Source organism: Paraglaciecola sp. MB-3u-78 (assembly GCF_002835935.1).
In the GTDB taxonomy this organism is placed as follows: domain Bacteria; phylum Pseudomonadota; class Gammaproteobacteria; order Enterobacterales; family Alteromonadaceae; genus Paraglaciecola.
The window spans coordinates 18834-35351 of sequence record NZ_PJCF01000003.1; the positions used below are offsets into that span (position 1 = coordinate 18834).

The window sequence follows — 16518 nt, forward strand, 5'->3', positions numbered from 1 at the left end:
CTAAAAATTAGCGCGAAGGGGCAAGTAGTAAGTTGACATCACGGGAGCGTCCATATATGTCTTTGACTAAACTACGCACCAAAGCCATCACTTCTTCTACAGACAAACCTTCTTTTTCAACTTTAGATAGGTCATCAACACAAGTATCCATGGTTTCTTTAAAGCTGGTGGTTTCAGATCTTGTGTCTTGTAAGGATTGAGATAACTCAATTAACATAGCCTCCACAGACTGGCGTAATTCCCACGCGGTGACTTCCTTGGTTTTTGCTATATAGTTGCGATAAAGTTCTTTGGTTTTTATTTCAGACAATTGCATATTATTATCTAAGACATGATCAACCGCGGTTTTTAGTTCAGGGGACTCGTTAGAAACATAAGTGTACCAAAGGGCATAATTGGTAGGAATAGCAGAAATTTTATGCTTCAGTAATAACGGGATAGTTTGTTTTAACGTCGCAAAAGATTTTTCTAAATTTTTATCAGCCATCTTTAAGGATCCTTTTTAGCGCAAGTGATCAGTTTACACAAAATAGTGATGATGGCAGAATAAAAACCGTTGTCATCATTCTAAATTTATTCAACTTTAACTATTGGAGAAGGCTATATGATCAAAAAGGCTATGGCAGTTATTATAGGTACAGCGATGCTGAGCACATTTACAGTGTTTGCAGAACCCGCTAAATCAGCTAAACAAGCTAAGGACGTAACAGAGTTTCGGCAAGCTATTTTAACTCTGGTGAAGAGCAATGTGGGCGCTTTGGGTGCGATGAACAAAGGTGCTATCCCATTTAATGTAGCAACGATGCAGACCAATTCATTACGTATTGAGCAATTGTCTTTGATGTTAGAAGATTATTTTGCCACCGACACAAGCGGATTTGATGTTGAGACTGCTGCTTTGGATAAAATTTGGGAAAATCAAGGCGACTTTAAAGACAAAATAAGTGCTTTGACTGCTGCTGCTAGCAATTTGAATAAAGTGGCTAAAGCGGGTGATACAGCTCAGTTTAAGCCAGCTATTGGGCAAGTGTTCAAAAGTTGTAAAGGTTGTCACGACAATTATAAAGAAGACTAAAGTGACGGGCATTTTACAACGAGTGAGTCAAGTGCCCGTAAGTTATATTAGTAATAGTATTCGGCTACCGGTGGAGGGTTAATTGCAACCAACCAGTAAACAAAAAAACCTACTGTTATGGCTAATATTAAAGCGCTAACTAATTTGGAGTGAGCGATGCCCTTCGATGCTTCAACTACTTTTTGACCCGTTAACATGGGTGTGATTAAATCATGTTTTAGAGCCCATCTGTACCAAGCTATTGCCAATAAATGAATAACCACCAGACCCATTAACACATCAAACACATTGTGGTGTAGCCACTGCATCCAATTCTGTATGGCGCCGTTAGCACTATCGTAGTATGGGCCTGCACTGACTATCTCATCAGAAGTAAATAAGCCGCTAATGGCTTGTAAACCAACCAGTATAAGCACTGCAGGTAATAACAACCCACCTAAAGGATTATGCCCTGTAGTAAACACTTTCTGCTTTGACGAGAGTGACTGTAAATAGCTAATAATAGCCTTTGGACCTGCGATAAAACTGCTAAATTTTGCGTATCTTGTACCGAAAAATCCCCAAAGCAGCCTAAATATGATCAGCCCTAAAGTGAAATATCCAATGTAAAAATGGATATCCATGAAATTATCTAACACCTCAGCAGTCAACCATTGACCAAACAGACTGAGCACTAATAACCAATGAAATAATCTTACAGGGATATCCCAAACTAAATTTTTTTTCATATAAGAGGGTGTTTATTTCTCATGTGTGATTTTGCAAAATAGTGAGCCTTAACAAACACTTGTTAAGGCATGTGAAGAATAAAGTCTAATGCACCCAATGATGCTTTTGTGCTTTAGCGTCTATTGCTTGTTGTGTTGCCTTTGGCATAAACAATTGATTGTTTTGTTCGAAGAAAAAGGGTTTGCGTTGTTCTTTGCTACCCACTTCATTCATGGTTGCAGTTTCATACACGCGGCCATTTAACACTGTATATTCAACATATTCACTGCGGCGAATATCACTTAGCACGTCACCGTCTATAATCATCATATCGGCTATCTTACCTACTTCAATACTGCCTATTTGTTTGTCCATGCCTAAGTGAGTCGCACCGTCAATTGTGCCGCCTCGAAGCGCTTCCCAAGGAGTAAACCCACCTTGATTCATTATCCATAATTCCCAATGTGAGGCTAACCCTTCTCTTTGACCATGTGCACCTATATGCACACTTACACCATTGTCTCGCAATGTTTTAGCATACTCAGCGACAGCGACATGGTTGTATTGATTGTCCGGTGCAGTAGGGCGTCTAATTGAACGACTATCTACCAAGAAACTTGGGGTATAGCGCATTAAACGTGGGTTTTTCCATACTTCGGTTCTATCGTAAAAGTATTCTTCGCCCATTAGGCCGCCGTAAGATACTACAAACGTTGGGGTGTATCCGAATTTTGTCGCTGACCATAAAGCGGTTAAATCATCATAACCTTTGGCAATGGGTAGTGAATGTTCAAGACCCGTATGACCGTCCACTAACATTGATATGTTTTGCTGAAACTTGCCACCGCCTTCTGGTACTACCATCATGCCAAGCTCCTTAGCTGCCGCTAATACTTGTTGGCGCGTATCACGTCTGGGTTGGTTGTAACTTTTGACTGAAATTGCCCCAGTATCTTTTAACCTTTGTATATGGAAAAGTGCATCGTCATAACTATTAATGATGGCTTTGTAGCCTAGTCCTTCAGCTCCATACAATATTGTTCCTGTTGAGTAAATTCTTGGTGCGATTATTTTTCCTGCTTGTTGTAACTCGGCAGCTGAAAATATCTCAGTGGTATCGTTTGATGGGTCATGAATAGTCGTCACACCAAATGCTAGGTTAGAAAACATGCTCCAGTTTTGCTGGGGTATAATTTCATTACTGCCTTGTGAGCCGTGGGCATGAGTGTCGATAAGCCCCGGTAATATGGTTTTGCCTTTGGTGTCGATAAGTAATGCTTCATCAGGAATAGTCACATCTTCAGATTTGCCTACTGCCACAATTTTATTATCTTTGATTAATACCACGGCATTTTCGATCACTTCTCGTTGCCTATTAGCATCGCGCATCGTGACTACTGTGCCACCCACTAAGGCTTTGTAGCCAGAAGGTTTGTCTGCTTTTTGTTGAAAAGATAAGTCAATGCCTTCACTTACTGGTTCTGGTAACTCTTGTGGTGCATCTGCAAAAAAAGCAAAGGCATCTTTTAGTTTTCGTTCATAAAAAGTCGCACCGTGATACCAACTGATTGACTGGTTATCGGCACTCCAAGTGAGATATTCACCCGCGCGACTAGATATTTTTTTTACCGGTAATGAAGACATTTCCGGACCAATATTGACCCGCTTACCGGTATCCACAAAAGGTGCGACATAGGCATTATATTGATGCACAAAGGCGACCCATTTTTTGTCATGGGACAAGCGATATTCTGTTACTTTATCGGCACCGTATAAATGCTCTCGTTTATCTTCGCCATTTAAATCTACACTGATTAATTGAGTTTCGTCATAATCACTACCTGAAACCGATGTGGTTAGATAAATTCGAGTATTGTCACCAGCAAAGTGCGGTGCGGAGCCCGATTTAGCTATTTGTTTGGTTTCACCATCTTTAACATCCATAACATAAATACCCGGCTCAACCGAATATTTTGGGCTGAGCAGGTAGCCACCTGTGACTTTGTCATACACAACTAACTTTCCGTTAGTTGAGAAACTGGGCTCGATATAGTGACCAGGCGTTTTTGTTAATTTTTTACCTTTACCGCCTCGAGCTTTGATGATGCTGACTGATCCCAAGTCTTGATCGTTCCAAGTGGTATAAACAATACTTTTGCCATCATTTGAGTAGCGTGGGTAAAGTTCATCATGGTCATTTTGTGTTGTTAGGCGTGACGTTTTTCCTGTTTTGATGTTTTTGACATACATCTTGCCCAATGCTTGAAACAATACCGACTTACCATCGGGAGATTTCTGTGCCCAGCGTGTCATTTTGATAGGGAAGTTGTCAGGAGCCACATCTACGTCAAAACGCAAAGCGTCAGCGAATTTAAGTTCGGCTTTGACATTCACGGGTATGGTAGCAATAGATTGGTCTTTGACGGTTAACATATGAAATTTCCCACCGGTCCAAAAAACGATCTGTTTCGAATCAGGCGTCCAATCAAAGTAGGCAAAATACCCTTCTGAGCCAAAGCCTTCTTGCATGTCTCGTTCAAGGTGCATATACAGAGGTTTCTCCATACCCGTCGCCAAGTCTTTAATAAAAAGTACTGTTTTTTCTTTTACTCTACGAATAAAAGCGAGCTGTTTACCGTCTGGAGAAGGAGTCGGGACAACCGCGCCACCTGTGCCACTAACAAAACGTTCTTCTTCGCCATTGGCTAATTCGTATCGGGTAATGGCAAAAATACCTTTCAAAGGGTCGCGGTTATAACTAAACGTACTACCACTTGATACATCTTGAGTAAAATACAGGTATTTCCCATCGGGAGAAAATGCGGGATCAGCAATGTTCTTTTGGTCTTTTTTACCGTTGACTCGTTCTTTAATGGCCAGTCCGTCACCCCCAGAATGATGGTAAAGCCAAATTTCACCAGCGGGAATGCTACGACTTGACATAATACCTTTGCTCACCGCTATGTACTGTCCATCAGGACTCCATTTGGGTGAATGGATCAAGTTGTTTTTTTCTGTACTGAGTTGTTTTAAATGGGTGCCGTCTTTGTCCATCACCCAAAGGTTAGATAAACCACCTCTGTCAGAGATAAAGGCTATCTTTGTTCCATCGGGGCTAACAGCAGGATGAATATTCCATGCAAAGTCTTGAGTTAGCGCATTGGCTTTACCACCCATTATATCTGTGATGTATAGATCCCCGAGCATGTCGAAGACAAATTGCTTGCCATCAGGGGTCACATCTAAACTTGACCAGGTAGTTTGGTCTGTATCGATTGAGACAGTCGCTAAGTCAAAAGGAGGGTTAAGCACATCCCAGTCTTTTTTGTCTTGTGTTTTATCAGTAGACGTTGGTTCTAAATCCTGTTCTGTTTGACTAAATGCAGTACAAGATAAACTAAGCAGTGCAGCTAAACTTGCGGCATGCAGCAGAGCTTTTTTGTTGCGTATCATATTGGTTTCCCTAGATTTTATATGTTTTTTATATTTATTATAAACTACTCATTCAGATAAAATAGATTATCACTGTGGTTAATATCTGCAAGATCGGCATTCGAATAATGCTTTAACTAAATAGAAGTACTGTGTATACCAGACGACACAGTGATAACTTAAAGCTCTATACATGGGCTGGTTCCTTATCCGTTCGTTGCGAGTTATATAAGCCACACTCATTCTCATGCCAAAGAAAGAGTTTGCTCAAACCACAACTTTAAATAAACAATTCGTGGCATTCCATAATAGGTAACAATTGATATGGCTAGGTCTTAGCACTGCGAGGAAATCTTAAATAAAATGTTAAGCTTGGAGCTATTAACCTGATTAGCTAGTAAAGGTTAAAATGCTTAACCCGTCCCGCTAATAATTTGTACTTGTGGGATATCAGTATCACCTTTTAACACTTTTAGGATCCCATCTTGGGTGAGTGTTCGCATTCCATCAAGCATAGCTTGGGCTTTCATTTCGTGTACAGACGCTTCTTTATATACCAATGAGCGTAACTCCCCGGTCATGGATAATAATTCATGTACACCGGTTCTTCCCCTATAACCCGTATCACCGCACTCATCACAGCCTTTGCCTTTATATAACATGAGCGGTTCAGGTAAACTAAGCTCTTCGATATATTCTTGACCATATTGACGTTTAATAAATGCGATATCGGATTCGCTGGCAGGGTACTTCTCCTTGCAATTTGGGCAGATGGTTCTGATTAAACGTTGTGCTAAAATTCCAACACAAGCGTCTGAAAAATTGACAGGATCCAGTCCTAAGTCTAACAAACGAGTAATCGTTTCTGGAGCTGAGTTGGTATGCAGTGTAGAAAACACTAGATGCCCTGTAAGTGATGCCTCTATGCCGGCATGAGCGGTTTCTTTATCACGCATCTCACCAATGAGTATTATGTCAGGGTCAGCACGTAGAAACGCCCTCAAGGCATTGGCAAATGTAAAACCTATCTTGGCGCTGACTTGCACTTGTTGTAGGCCTGGTTGGGTTATCTCTACGGGATCTTCTGCAGTCCAAATTTTCTTTTCTGGGGTGTTGATATGTCCTAATACAGCATGCAGTGTTGTGGTTTTACCAGAACCAGTGGGCCCTACTACCAATATGATACCGTGGGGTTTTTGAACCAGTTCGAGGATTTTCTTGTGATTTCGTGGTGATAAATTCAGCTTGCTCATGGGCATTGCACCACCTGCAGCTAATATCCGCATGACCACGCCTTCGCCAGCAATAGTGGGAATAGTGGCTACCCGTACTTCAATGAGTTGCCCCGACATTCTAAAAGACAATTTTCCATCTTGAGGCACACGCTTTTCGGCAATGTTCAAATTTGACATAATTTTGATACGGGCAATCACAGCACTATGGTGGGAGGCCGGTACTTGAGTGACGTCCCGACAGACTCCATCTATTCGCATCCGCACCCGAGTGGGTGCGTTTTTTTCAGGATCGACATGGATATCTGACGCATTTAAACGTTTTGCATCATGCAACACACGACTCACTAATCTAACAACCGCTGGCGCATCGTCAGACATCTCATCAGATTGATCGTCAATTTCATCTGCGCTGGAGCCTATCTCGTCAAGGATTTCATCCATGGCTCCGGGGCCAGACCCGCCGCCTGCTGCTTCACCTAAATATTGTAGAATGATATTAGGTAAGCTAACAGAAATCTCATAACTATCTATGCCTAAAGCACTTTCAATTTCCATTAATAAAGTGGCGTTATTTGGTTCTGCCATCAACACAATAGGACTATCTTTTACATCTGCTAACACGGCTACGAAGTTGCGCTTTAGGTAAGACAGATTGAGCTTACTGTCGCTTTGAAATAGATGATATTTATCAGGTAAATAGGCTATGTAAGGTACTTGATAATGCACTGATAATGCATTGCCCAAGTCATTTTCAGGCACTCTGTGTTCAGATGTTAGTCGTTGTATTAACTGCCTATTATCATGACTTGTTTCTTGCAGTTTTTTCAGTTCTTTTTCAGGAATAAGATTGCGATGTACTAAATAATCAAAAGGTTGACTGGTGCCGCCTAATTCATAACGAAACTTCTTACCCATTATTTCTGCGATGGCATTGGCAAGGGTCAGGTCGTCTTCAGTGAAAGACACATCTTTCTTATTAATGATCTGCATGACGCCCATCAATACGCCAGAATCGAGGATCGGAATACAAATAATATTGCGTGTCTTAAACGTTGAGCCTTTGTCGAATTTATCAGCAAAGTTTAAGCGTTTATGAATACTGGCTAATTCTTCTTTGTTGTAAGGGTCATCAATAATGAGGGGCAATTGACTGAGTGCAACGTATCCCGCTATAGACATAGGGCTAATAGGTACTTTTATTTCGCGAGTTTCTATACCGGTTTTAAAACGAGCAACCAAATCCTGGTGCTGTCTGCGGCGCTGAAAAATACTCATGCGCTCTGCATCAAATAAGCCCAAGACGAACGGTTCTAACTTGTGATACGCATCCATAAGGGATGGATACGTTTTAAGCAACTGGTTAATGCGGTCGAGGTGGTTTTGATTAAGTTCGGAATTCATATAGTTGCTTAATGTACTTCTAGGCTATTGTTTTTTCTGAAATTGAGGCCCTACTATAACTGACACGCTACAGACAGCAAATAGCTTTTAATAGAGTAAATTTGGTTAATAGTATAATTTTCTAAAAAATGGGTAGCCAAGAGAGAATAAAACATCCTATTTATTTAGGTGGATTGGTTTTTGGATTGGCGATGTCAGCTTCTCGTTTTACTAGTAAAAAGGTAATAAAAATCTTAGTGGCTGAAGAAAGTATCATGCCAAATGAAACACAGCCTGCACTAATAAGAATGGCTGTTTCCCATGCCTAGATACCTGGTTCATATATATGTAAATAACTATCAGTGAGTATTAACAATATGCCAAAGACCATGACTATCATTAATAGAGTCACTATTTTGTCATCTGTCATGATTTAATTACTTCAGTTGCATCTTTATCTTATTCAATGACAATTACTTAATATTGCTATGTATCAGTTAGCAGTCAGAGCGAAGTCAATGAGGAGAATAAATAGGCAACAATTATTGTTTTGTCCTGAGATAGGCTTGCAATATCATTATCCTTGTGTATAATTCGCGGCCACTAGTTCTTCGGGGCAAGTGTTTTTGGTTAGGATTAAGGTGTTTTTACTGATGTCCAATATACAACCAAAATAATACAGGACCCCAATTGTGGGTCAGCAGTTTACATGCATCCTCCTATCAATGTTATTGATGGTGTGGATGATTTTTTTTGTTCTTTCGGTTGGAGCTTAATCGATGCCAAATCAAAGAATTCGTATTCGTTTGAAAGCGTTTGATCACAAGTTGATCGATCAGTCTACGGCTGAAATCGTTGAAACAGCGAAGCGCACAGGCGCACAGGTTAGCGGTCCTATTCCTCTACCTACTCGCAAAGAGCGTTACACAGTGCTTACTTCACCTCACGTAAATAAAGATGCGCGTGATCAGTATGAAATTCGTACACATAAACGTTTAGTGGATATCATTGAACCTACTGATAAAACAGTAGATGCGTTGATGAGATTGGACTTGGCTGCCGGTGTTGATGTTCAAATCAGCCTGGGCTAACAAGAGAGGGTTTTAACATGGCGATTGGTCTTATCGGTCGTAAAGTAGGTATGACTCGCATCTTCACTGAAGATGGTGTTTCAATACCTGTGACTGTTATAGAAGCCACCCCGAATCGTGTGACTCAGTTACGTACTGATGAAACGGACGGGTATAAAGCGCTTCAAGTCACCGCTGGCGAAAAAAAAGCTAGCCGCGTTAATAAAGCTGCAGCAGGACATTTTGCTAAAGCTGGCGTGGAAGCAGGCCGCGGTTTATGGGAGTTCCGTTTAGACAACAATGAAGGTGAAGGCATAGAAGTTGGCAGTGAAATTACTGTTGAGATTTTTGCTGATACTAAAATGGTTGATGTTGTCGGTACTTCTAAAGGTAAAGGTTTCCAAGGTGCTATCAAGCGCTGGAACTTTAGCCACCAACGTAACACACATGGTAACTCATTGTCGCATCGTGCACCTGGTTCGATTGGTCAAAACCAATCACCTGGTAAAGTTTTCAAAGGTAAGAAAATGGCCGGTCAGATGGGTAACAAGCGTGTAACTATGCAGTCTTTGGATGTGGTCCGAGTTGATACTGAGAACAACCTTTTATTAGTTAAAGGTACTGTTCCTGGTGCACCTGGTGGCGATGTTATTATCAAAGTTGCTATCAAAGCGTAACGTCTGGGGAGTTAAGTGATGGAATTAGTATTGAAAGACGCAAATAGCGCTCTTGAAGTATCCGAAGCAACCTTTGGACGTGATTTTAACGAAGCACTAGTACATCAAGTAGTAGTTGCATTCGGTGCAGGAGCTCGTCAGGGTTCCAAGGCACAAAAAACACGCTCTGAAGTTCGCGGTGGTGGTGCCAAGCCTTGGCGTCAAAAAGGAACAGGTCGTGCCCGTGCCGGTACAATCCGCAGTCCTATCTGGCGTTCTGGTGGTGTAACTTTTGCAGCTAAGCCACAGGATCACAGCCAAAAGGTTAACAAGAAGATGTACCGCGGTGCTATTCAAAGCATCCTTTCTGAGTTGGTACGTCAAGACCGTCTAATCGTGGTTGAAAAATTTGCAGTTGAAACTCCAAAAACGAAAGAATTAATTTCTAAGTTGAAAGAGCTTGAACTTAAAGATGTACTTATTGTGACATCAGAAGTTGATGAGAACTTGTTCTTATCAGCACGTAACTTGTACAAAGTTGACGTTCGTGATGTTCAGGGTATTGACCCAGTAAGTCTTATTGCATTCGAAAAAGTATTGATGACTGCTGATGCAGTTAAACAATTAGAGGAGTCGCTAGCATGATAAATGAAGAGCGTCTACTTAAGGTGCTTTTAGCACCACATGTTTCTGAAAAAGCAACGCTAGCTGCTGAGACAAACAACACTGTTGTTTTGAAAGTAGTCAAAGATGCGAACAAAGAAGAAATCAAAGCAGCAGTTGAAAAATTGTTTGAAGTTGAAGTCGATTCTGTTCGTACCTTAAACGTCAAGGGTAAAACTAAGCGTCACGGTTCATCTTTTGGTAAGCGTAAAGACTGGAAAAAAGCCTACGTTGTGCTTAAAGAAGGTCAAGAAATTGACTTTGCTGGCAGCGAAGGCTAAGAAGAGGATTAGATATGCCATTATTAAAAGCTAAGCCGACTTCTCCTGGTCGTCGTCACGTAGTTCAGGTTATTAACCATGATCTACACAAAGGCGCACCTTATGCACCTTTACTTGAAAAGAACAGCAAATCTGGTGGTCGTAACAACAATGGTCGCATTACCGTGCGTCATATTGGTGGTGGCCATAAGCATCATTATCGTGTAATCGATTTTAAACGTAATAAAGATGGCATTCCAGCCAAAATTGAACGTTTGGAATATGATCCAAACCGTTCTGCAAACATCTGTTTGGTGTTATATGCAGATGGTGAGCGTCGTTATATTTTAGCTCCTAAAGGTGCTAAAGCAGGCGATGCAATCCAGTCAGGTTCTGATGTGTCAATTAAAGCAGGTAATACTTTGCCAATGCGTAACATTCCAGTAGGTACTACGGTACACGCTATTGAAATGAAGCCTGGCAAAGGAGCCCAAATTGCTCGTTCTGCAGGTACTTACGCACAGATCTTAGCGCGTGCCGAGGGTTATGTAACTCTTCGTCTACGTTCTGGTGAAGTTCGCCGAGTATTAGCAGATTGTCGTGCCACTGTTGGCGAAATCGGCAATGCAGAACACATGCTACGTTCACTTGGTAAAGCCGGTGCGAACAGATGGCGCGGTATCCGTCCAACTGTCCGTGGTGTTGCCATGAACCCTGTTGATCACCCACATGGTGGTGGTGAAGGTCGTACCTCTGGTGGCCGTCATCCTGTTTCACCTTGGGGCGTTCCAACTAAGGGCAAGAAAACACGTAGTAACAAGCGTACTGATAAATTAATCGTACGTCGTCGTAATAAGTAATAGCGAGGATTCACCATGCCACGTTCTCTCAAGAAGGGTCCATTCATTGACCTACACTTGCTGAAGAAGGTCGAGGCTGCAGTGGAGAAGGGCGAGAAAAAACCAATTAAGACTTGGTCTCGCCGCTCTATGATCATCCCAGATATGATTGGGTTGACCATTGCGGTCCATAACGGTCGTCAACACGTCCCTGTATTTGTCAGTGACGAAATGGTTGGCCATAAATTGGGCGAATTTGCTCCAACGCGTACTTACCGTGGCCATGTCGCGGATAAGAAAGCCAAGAGATAGGAATTAGATTATGGAAGCTTTTGCTAAACATCGTCATGCTCGTACCTCTGCTCAAAAGGCTCGCTTGGTAGCAGATCAAATTCGTGGTTTACACGTTGAAAAGGCCCTTGAGGTGCTGTCTTACAGCCCTAAAAAAGGTGCCGATCTAGTCAAGAAAGTATTAGAGTCAGCGATTGCGAACGCCGAACATAACGAAGGTGCAGATATCGACGAATTGTCAGTATCTAAAATCTTTGTTGACGAAGGTCCAACTATGAAGCGTATTAAGCCTAGAGCCAAAGGCCGTGCTGATCGTATATTGAAGCGTAGCAGTCACATCACTGTTGTTGTGTCTGATAACTAGGAGAAAGTAATGGGACAGAAGGTACATCCTACAGGTATACGCCTGGGTATCAGCAAACCATGGACATCTACCTGGTACGCTAATACTGCAGATTATGCAGATAACCTGTTTAATGATCATCAGGTACGTCAGTATCTGACTAAGGCACTTAAAAGTGCTTCACTTTCGAAAATCGTTATCGAACGTCCAGCGAAAAGCATTCGTGTGACTATTCACACTGCTCGCCCTGGTGTTGTTATCGGTAAAAAAGGTGAAGACGTTGAGAAGCTACGTAAGCATGTATCTAAGCTAGCCGGTGTGCCAGCTCAGATCAACATTGCTGAAGTACGCAAGCCAGAATTAGACGGACAACTTGTTGCAGACAGTATTGCAAGCCAATTAGAACGTCGGGTTATGTTTCGTCGTGCTATGAAGCGTGCAGTGCAAAATGCAATGCGAATTGGTGCTAAAGGTATCAAAGTTCAAGTAAGCGGCCGTTTAGGCGGTGCTGAAATTGCGCGTGCCGAATGGTATCGTGAAGGTCGTGTTCCATTACACACTTTCCGTGCTGACATCGACTATGCAACGTCAGAAGCAGCTACTCAATATGGTATCATTGGCGTTAAAGTATGGATCTTCAAAGGTGAAGTATTAGGTGGCATGCCACTTACTCACGAGCAGCCCGCTGCCGCACCTAAGAAGAAAGGCCGTGCTCCTAAGCGTGAGGGCTAATTATGTTACAACCTAAACGTATGAAGTTTCGTAAAATGCATAAAGGTCGCAACCGTGGTTATGCTACGGGTGACAGTGTAAGTTTCGGAACTTACGGACTTAAATCCGTAGGACGTGGTCGAATGACTGCGCGCCAAATCGAAGCAGCTCGTCGTGCTATGACACGTGCCGTTAAACGTCAAGGTAAAATTTGGATTCGAGTTTTCCCTGACAAGCCAATTACTGAGAAGCCTCTAGAAGTGCGTCAAGGTAAAGGTAAAGGTAACGTTGAATACTGGGTATGCCAAATTCAACCGGGTCGTGTGTTATACGAAATGGAAGGTGTTCCAGAAGAAGTAGCACGTGAAGCGTTTGCATTGGCTGCTTCTAAGTTGCCCTTTAAAACAACTTTCGTAACTCGGACGGTGATGTAATGAATGCCACAGAACTGAAAGAAAAAAGCGTAGAAGAATTGAACGCAGAGCTACTTAGTTTGCTTCGTGAACAATTTAACTTGCGTATGCAAGCGAGCACAGGTCAGCTTGAAAAAACTGACGGTCTTCGTAAAGTGCGTCGCAGTATCGCGCGTGTTAAAACCATTCTGACTGAAAAGTCTGCTGCCCCAGTAGGAGCGTAAGATGACTGAACAAACTAGTCGTACAGTACAAGGTCGTGTGGTCAGCAACAAAATGGAGAAATCCATCACTGTTGTAGTAGAACGCAAAGTGAAGCACCCAATTTATGGGAAATTCATCAAACGTACTACTAAGCTACACGCACATGACGAAACTAACCAATGTAACGAAGGTGACTACGTAGTAATACGTGAATGTCGTCCTTTGTCTAAGTCCAAAAATTGGATGTTAGTAGACGTTATTACTAAAGCGTAATTGTTTTAGTAAACAAAATTGAAAAGGCGCTATCCGCAAGGTTAGCGCCTTTTTTGTTTGCCCAGCGAAGCTGGCAAACCCGTCTGGTTGAAAGATAGCTAAGGGAAAGATAATCCGAATGGCAAGGGGTTCATAACGCTGCGATGCAGTATATCGGTCGTAATTCACCAAGCTAACTGTGGGGTCTGAAGGTAGCCATAGGAGTTATACCAATCCGCATAGATAATTAACCACTCAGCGAGATTTTAAGAAGCTTAATCAAGGTACGTGAATGTAGGAAGAGTGGTAAAGCAGCTACAATTTGAGTTGCGCTTATTTGTTTGGGCAGTTTGCTCGGCAACGGGAGAAACAGAAGAGTGAATCACGCCCTAGGTTAACAAAAAAATAATGAAACATTATCTTGAGCAAATAACGGCACGCACACATCTGGGTCGTCATGCGGTGGTGATAATGGACGGAGCCGGTTGGCACACAGATGATACTGCCTAAGGAATAAACAATCTCACTATCATTAAACTCACACCCTATTCACCTAAGCTTAACCCGTTTGAACAAGTGCAGTAATGGCTTCGGAAACATAATTTGACGAGCCGCTGTTTTAAGGGATACGAAGATATGGTTGAGTCATGTACCCTTGTTTAGAAAGATTTTATTGAGGATAGAGAACGGTTGATAAATCTATGCAGTAGATAATGGGCTAAAGTGGCTACATCTTTAATGCAATTGGTATTACGCCACAAGCGATTGCCTATGCAGATGAAATGTAAGAATGGGTGAAAAGTCTTAAAAACTGGCTTAAATAAGCATGGACTCGGTGCCTCGATAGAGTGAATAAAATATCAAGACAGTGGGTATACCGAAGAAGGTGATACCTATATTTTTTTTATAGCAGTAAACGTTTTTAAATTCAGGGGCTTGTCAGCTATATTCTTTTGGTTGACGTGCTGTCTAGAGTCATTGTGGTTTGCAGCTCAGAAGACTCATTACTTTAATATGACCGCTTTGGTTATGTTGCAAATAACATTGGCTGTTTTTAATAAGTAAGGAAAATGTATCAGCCGGCATTATATCCCTGCCATGTAATAAATTTCTCTGGTTGTTGTTAGGCTGACTACGTTCAACAATGACAGTACTCTTTTGAGTGAATACATTGTCTGCGAGTTTTATCGGTTGGCTATTCATCAAGCTGCCTATGGCTTGTTCTAATAGAATACGGATCTCAGGTGATGAGTGTTCAAGCAATGCCGGGAGCGCCTGCTCTGCCTGAAATGTTTTGCAGCTAGTGAGCACTATGATTGTTATGATCAATACACACTTAACTTGGTGTTTTTTCACAATGGGGGTGGCTCACTAATAGGCGTTAAAATCTTTAACGATTCTAAAAAGGTATTGGGTGATTTGATGGCAATACCTGTGCCTTGAATTTTTGCGGCTTTACTCGCAGGTTTATTTTGGATTGGGCATAAGCTGGTTTCTGCATAACCGATAGCTGATGCTAGTAGGGACTCAGCTTCGTTGCCGAGGACTTGAGTGAAATCATCAGCTACTTTACAACCCGGTAATTGGTCATCAAATATTGGACTAGTTGTGGGTATAAAACCTTCTGAATATTCCCCAAACCCTTTTGCATTGACGCCTTGAAACTGAATGGTGAAGTAGGTCGTGCTACAATTATCTGTTGGGTAAAAGCCAAAGGGTTTACCACATGTGGTATCGCCAATTAATACGACTTCAACATCAATACCTCGCAGGCCATTTATCACTGCCTCGCTAGCTGAACAGGTATTGTCTGTTGCCAGAATAAATACTCGGGTCAAATCAACAGATGGTAAGGTATTATTAGTAAACTGATTACTAGTCCAATCAATTTCTCTGCTGTAAAAAGGTGTGGGCTGTAAGGTGTTGCCTGTGACTGGATCTTCGTTAGGATATTTATCATTGAATTGTAACGTTTCAAAGGTTTGATTATTAGTTTGGGCACTGCCCGCCACCATGTAAGCGACTTGCGAAGCCATCGCAAGCAACCCCCCGCCGTTATAACGCAGATCAATAACCAGTTCAGTGACACCTTGAGCAACAAATTGCTGAAACCCGTCAATCAGGTCCTGTTGCCCTGTGCGGATAAATGAATTGAACTGCATATAGCCCATCCGACCTGCATCTGTGTCTATGACTTTTACGTTTCGAACGGGTTGCAATTCAATATTTTGTGAGGTTAAGTTGATATCTAATAGCTCGTTTTTAGCTTGATTGGTAAACACAAAGTTAAAGGTCTGCCCTGCATCAGATGGGAACAACGCAGCATTAATTTGGTCAACGTCAGCCTGATCAGTTGCGTTCACAAAATCAATACCATCAATGGTTTTCAATTCGTAACCTCTGCGAACACTGGCAATAGCAGCTGGGGAATTAGGCTCCGTAAAGCGCACAATTAAACGTCGAGGTGAACTGGCACTAACAAATTCCCAGTTGATGCCATACCCAGAGGTGACACCGCTTTGTGTTCGTTGATTGTAGTCTTCGGTCGATTCGGAAAAATGGAAGTTATCTTTAAACGATCCTGATGGGGTGCGCTCATTGGTTTGTAGCTGGCTAAAATAATTTGAAACAAAAAATGATGCAGGGTTGTTGTCATCTACCTCGCTGTACCAAAGGTAAGTATCGTTAGTCCAAGAGCGGAGCCACATCTTTTCATGCATGCTAGTACCTTGAGAGTCCAAAAAGGTATCGCCATTGCTATCCGGACCTGTTCTAGGGACGGCACAAAGATTTTTGTAGGTTGAATCATCAAGAAATTGCCCTGCTATCCAAGTGGGTTCGAAACTACTGGGGATGGGAGGCACACTTGTTGGCTGGGAACTACTCCCTCCGCAAGCATAAAAAATAAGGCTAATAATAGTAATCAGGGCAAATGATATATGTTGATTCATAATGATGTTCCTTTTTATCAACATGATTTTTTACC

Annotated in this window: 18 protein-coding genes; 12 read left to right on the forward strand and 6 right to left on the reverse strand. The window is 42.0% G+C overall.

The annotated features are described in order from the left end of the window. Positions 1 to 7: 7 nt before the first annotated feature. Complete coding sequence (locus CXF95_RS03875; RefSeq protein WP_198556495.1) at positions 8 to 487, reverse strand: hypothetical protein; 480 nt, start codon at positions 485 to 487, stop codon at positions 8 to 10. Positions 488 to 604: 117 nt separating this feature from the next. Here CXF95_RS03875 and CXF95_RS03880 point away from each other — a divergent pair, with 117 nt between their 5' ends. Next, a complete protein-coding gene (locus tag CXF95_RS03880) occupies positions 605 to 1075 on the forward strand; it encodes a cytochrome c (RefSeq protein ID WP_101197484.1) in 471 nt (156 codons plus the stop codon). 47 nt (positions 1076 to 1122) lie between these two features. Here CXF95_RS03880 and CXF95_RS03885 read toward each other — a convergent pair whose 3' ends face one another. The 3 genes from CXF95_RS03885 to CXF95_RS03895 form a co-directional block, all read right to left on the reverse strand. Next, positions 1123 to 1803, reverse strand: a complete 681-nt coding sequence (locus CXF95_RS03885) for a cytochrome b/b6 domain-containing protein (protein WP_101197485.1) — start codon at positions 1801 to 1803, stop codon at positions 1123 to 1125. An 85-nt stretch (positions 1804 to 1888) separates the two neighbouring features. After that, positions 1889 to 5236, reverse strand: coding sequence for an amidohydrolase family protein (locus CXF95_RS03890; RefSeq protein ID WP_101197486.1), 3348 nt, complete (start codon positions 5234 to 5236; stop codon positions 1889 to 1891). Positions 5237 to 5628: 392 nt separating this feature from the next. Next, complete coding sequence (locus CXF95_RS03895; protein WP_101197945.1) at positions 5629 to 7782, reverse strand: ATPase, T2SS/T4P/T4SS family; 2154 nt, start codon at positions 7780 to 7782, stop codon at positions 5629 to 5631. Between the two features lie 827 nt (positions 7783 to 8609). On the opposite strand from CXF95_RS03895, the gene rpsJ reads away from it, so the two are divergent. The 11 genes from rpsJ to rpsQ are packed head-to-tail and all read left to right on the forward strand — an operon-like array spanning position 8610 to position 13553. Continuing rightward, entirely contained in the window at positions 8610 to 8921 is a 312-nt protein-coding gene (rpsJ, locus tag CXF95_RS03900) for a 30S ribosomal protein S10 (RefSeq protein WP_006012796.1), read from the forward strand. A 17-nt stretch (positions 8922 to 8938) separates the two neighbouring features. Continuing rightward, complete coding sequence (gene rplC, locus CXF95_RS03905) at positions 8939 to 9577, forward strand: 50S ribosomal protein L3 (protein WP_101197487.1); 639 nt, start codon at positions 8939 to 8941, stop codon at positions 9575 to 9577. An 18-nt stretch (positions 9578 to 9595) separates the two neighbouring features. Next, positions 9596 to 10201, forward strand: coding sequence for a 50S ribosomal protein L4 (rplD, locus tag CXF95_RS03910; protein ID WP_101197488.1), 606 nt, complete (start codon positions 9596 to 9598; stop codon positions 10199 to 10201). Further along, a complete protein-coding gene (rplW, locus tag CXF95_RS03915; RefSeq protein WP_101197489.1) occupies positions 10198 to 10500 on the forward strand; it encodes a 50S ribosomal protein L23 in 303 nt (100 codons plus the stop codon). The genes rplD and rplW overlap by 4 nt, the downstream gene beginning before the upstream one ends. 14 nt (positions 10501 to 10514) lie before the next feature. Further along, positions 10515 to 11339 (forward strand): 50S ribosomal protein L2, encoded by an 825-nt coding sequence (gene rplB / locus CXF95_RS03920; protein ID WP_101197490.1) that lies wholly within the window; start codon positions 10515 to 10517, stop codon positions 11337 to 11339. A 15-nt stretch (positions 11340 to 11354) separates the two neighbouring features. Then, positions 11355 to 11630 (forward strand): 30S ribosomal protein S19, encoded by a 276-nt coding sequence (gene rpsS, locus CXF95_RS03925; RefSeq protein WP_014107406.1) that lies wholly within the window; start codon positions 11355 to 11357, stop codon positions 11628 to 11630. Between the two features lie 10 nt (positions 11631 to 11640). Next, on the forward strand, positions 11641 to 11973 hold the full coding sequence (gene rplV, locus CXF95_RS03930; RefSeq protein WP_007638048.1) for a 50S ribosomal protein L22: 333 nt from the start codon (positions 11641 to 11643) through the stop codon (positions 11971 to 11973). Positions 11974 to 11982: 9 nt separating this feature from the next. Continuing rightward, positions 11983 to 12684, forward strand: coding sequence for a 30S ribosomal protein S3 (rpsC, locus tag CXF95_RS03935; protein ID WP_101197491.1), 702 nt, complete (start codon positions 11983 to 11985; stop codon positions 12682 to 12684). Positions 12685 to 12686: 2 nt separating this feature from the next. After that, positions 12687 to 13097, forward strand: coding sequence for a 50S ribosomal protein L16 (rplP, locus tag CXF95_RS03940; protein WP_101197492.1), 411 nt, complete (start codon positions 12687 to 12689; stop codon positions 13095 to 13097). Continuing rightward, complete coding sequence (gene rpmC / locus CXF95_RS03945) at positions 13097 to 13300, forward strand: 50S ribosomal protein L29 (RefSeq protein WP_101197493.1); 204 nt, start codon at positions 13097 to 13099, stop codon at positions 13298 to 13300. The genes rplP and rpmC overlap by 1 nt, the downstream gene beginning before the upstream one ends. A 1-nt stretch (position 13301) precedes the next feature. Beyond that, the gene (gene rpsQ, locus CXF95_RS03950) at positions 13302 to 13553 is read left to right on the forward strand and encodes a 30S ribosomal protein S17 (protein ID WP_101197494.1); all 252 of its coding nucleotides are present in this window, start codon (positions 13302 to 13304) and stop codon (positions 13551 to 13553) included. Positions 13554 to 14507: 954 nt separating this feature from the next. On the opposite strand, the gene CXF95_RS03955 is transcribed toward rpsQ, so the two are convergent. Then, positions 14508 to 14888, reverse strand: coding sequence for a hypothetical protein (locus CXF95_RS03955; RefSeq protein WP_101197495.1), 381 nt, complete (start codon positions 14886 to 14888; stop codon positions 14508 to 14510). Further along, positions 14885 to 16483 (reverse strand): S41 family peptidase, encoded by a 1599-nt coding sequence (locus tag CXF95_RS03960; protein ID WP_101197496.1) that lies wholly within the window; start codon positions 16481 to 16483, stop codon positions 14885 to 14887. Before CXF95_RS03960 ends, CXF95_RS03955 begins: the two co-directional genes overlap by 4 nt. Positions 16484 to 16518: the final 35 nt, after the last annotated feature.

Bases quoted from the DNA above. Each gene is read 5' to 3' on its own strand.
- rpmC (WP_101197493.1), top strand. From the start codon at position 13,097: ATGAATGCCACAGAACTGAAAGAAAAAAGCGTAGAAGAATTGAACGCA.
- rplV (WP_007638048.1), top strand. From the start codon at position 11,641: ATGGAAGCTTTTGCTAAACATCGTCATGCTCGTACCTCTGCTCAAAAG.
- CXF95_RS03875 (WP_198556495.1), bottom strand. From the start codon at position 487: ATGGCTGATAAAAATTTAGAAAAATCTTTTGCGACGTTAAAACAAACT.
- rplD (WP_101197488.1), top strand. From the start codon at position 9,596: ATGGAATTAGTATTGAAAGACGCAAATAGCGCTCTTGAAGTATCCGAA.
- rplW (WP_101197489.1), top strand. From the start codon at position 10,198: ATGATAAATGAAGAGCGTCTACTTAAGGTGCTTTTAGCACCACATGTT.
- rplP (WP_101197492.1), top strand. From the start codon at position 12,687: ATGTTACAACCTAAACGTATGAAGTTTCGTAAAATGCATAAAGGTCGC.
- CXF95_RS03960 (WP_101197496.1), bottom strand. From the start codon at position 16,483: ATGAATCAACATATATCATTTGCCCTGATTACTATTATTAGCCTTATT.
- CXF95_RS03880 (WP_101197484.1), top strand. From the start codon at position 605: ATGATCAAAAAGGCTATGGCAGTTATTATAGGTACAGCGATGCTGAGC.
- rpsC (WP_101197491.1), top strand. From the start codon at position 11,983: ATGGGACAGAAGGTACATCCTACAGGTATACGCCTGGGTATCAGCAAA.
- CXF95_RS03885 (WP_101197485.1), bottom strand. From the start codon at position 1,803: ATGAAAAAAAATTTAGTTTGGGATATCCCTGTAAGATTATTTCATTGG.
- rplB (WP_101197490.1), top strand. From the start codon at position 10,515: ATGCCATTATTAAAAGCTAAGCCGACTTCTCCTGGTCGTCGTCACGTA.
- rplC (WP_101197487.1), top strand. From the start codon at position 8,939: ATGGCGATTGGTCTTATCGGTCGTAAAGTAGGTATGACTCGCATCTTC.
- rpsQ (WP_101197494.1), top strand. From the start codon at position 13,302: ATGACTGAACAAACTAGTCGTACAGTACAAGGTCGTGTGGTCAGCAAC.
- rpsS (WP_014107406.1), top strand. From the start codon at position 11,355: ATGCCACGTTCTCTCAAGAAGGGTCCATTCATTGACCTACACTTGCTG.
- rpsJ (WP_006012796.1), top strand. From the start codon at position 8,610: ATGCCAAATCAAAGAATTCGTATTCGTTTGAAAGCGTTTGATCACAAG.
- CXF95_RS03890 (WP_101197486.1), bottom strand. From the start codon at position 5,236: ATGATACGCAACAAAAAAGCTCTGCTGCATGCCGCAAGTTTAGCTGCA.
- CXF95_RS03895 (WP_101197945.1), bottom strand. From the start codon at position 7,782: ATGGATGCGTATCACAAGTTAGAACCGTTCGTCTTGGGCTTATTTGAT.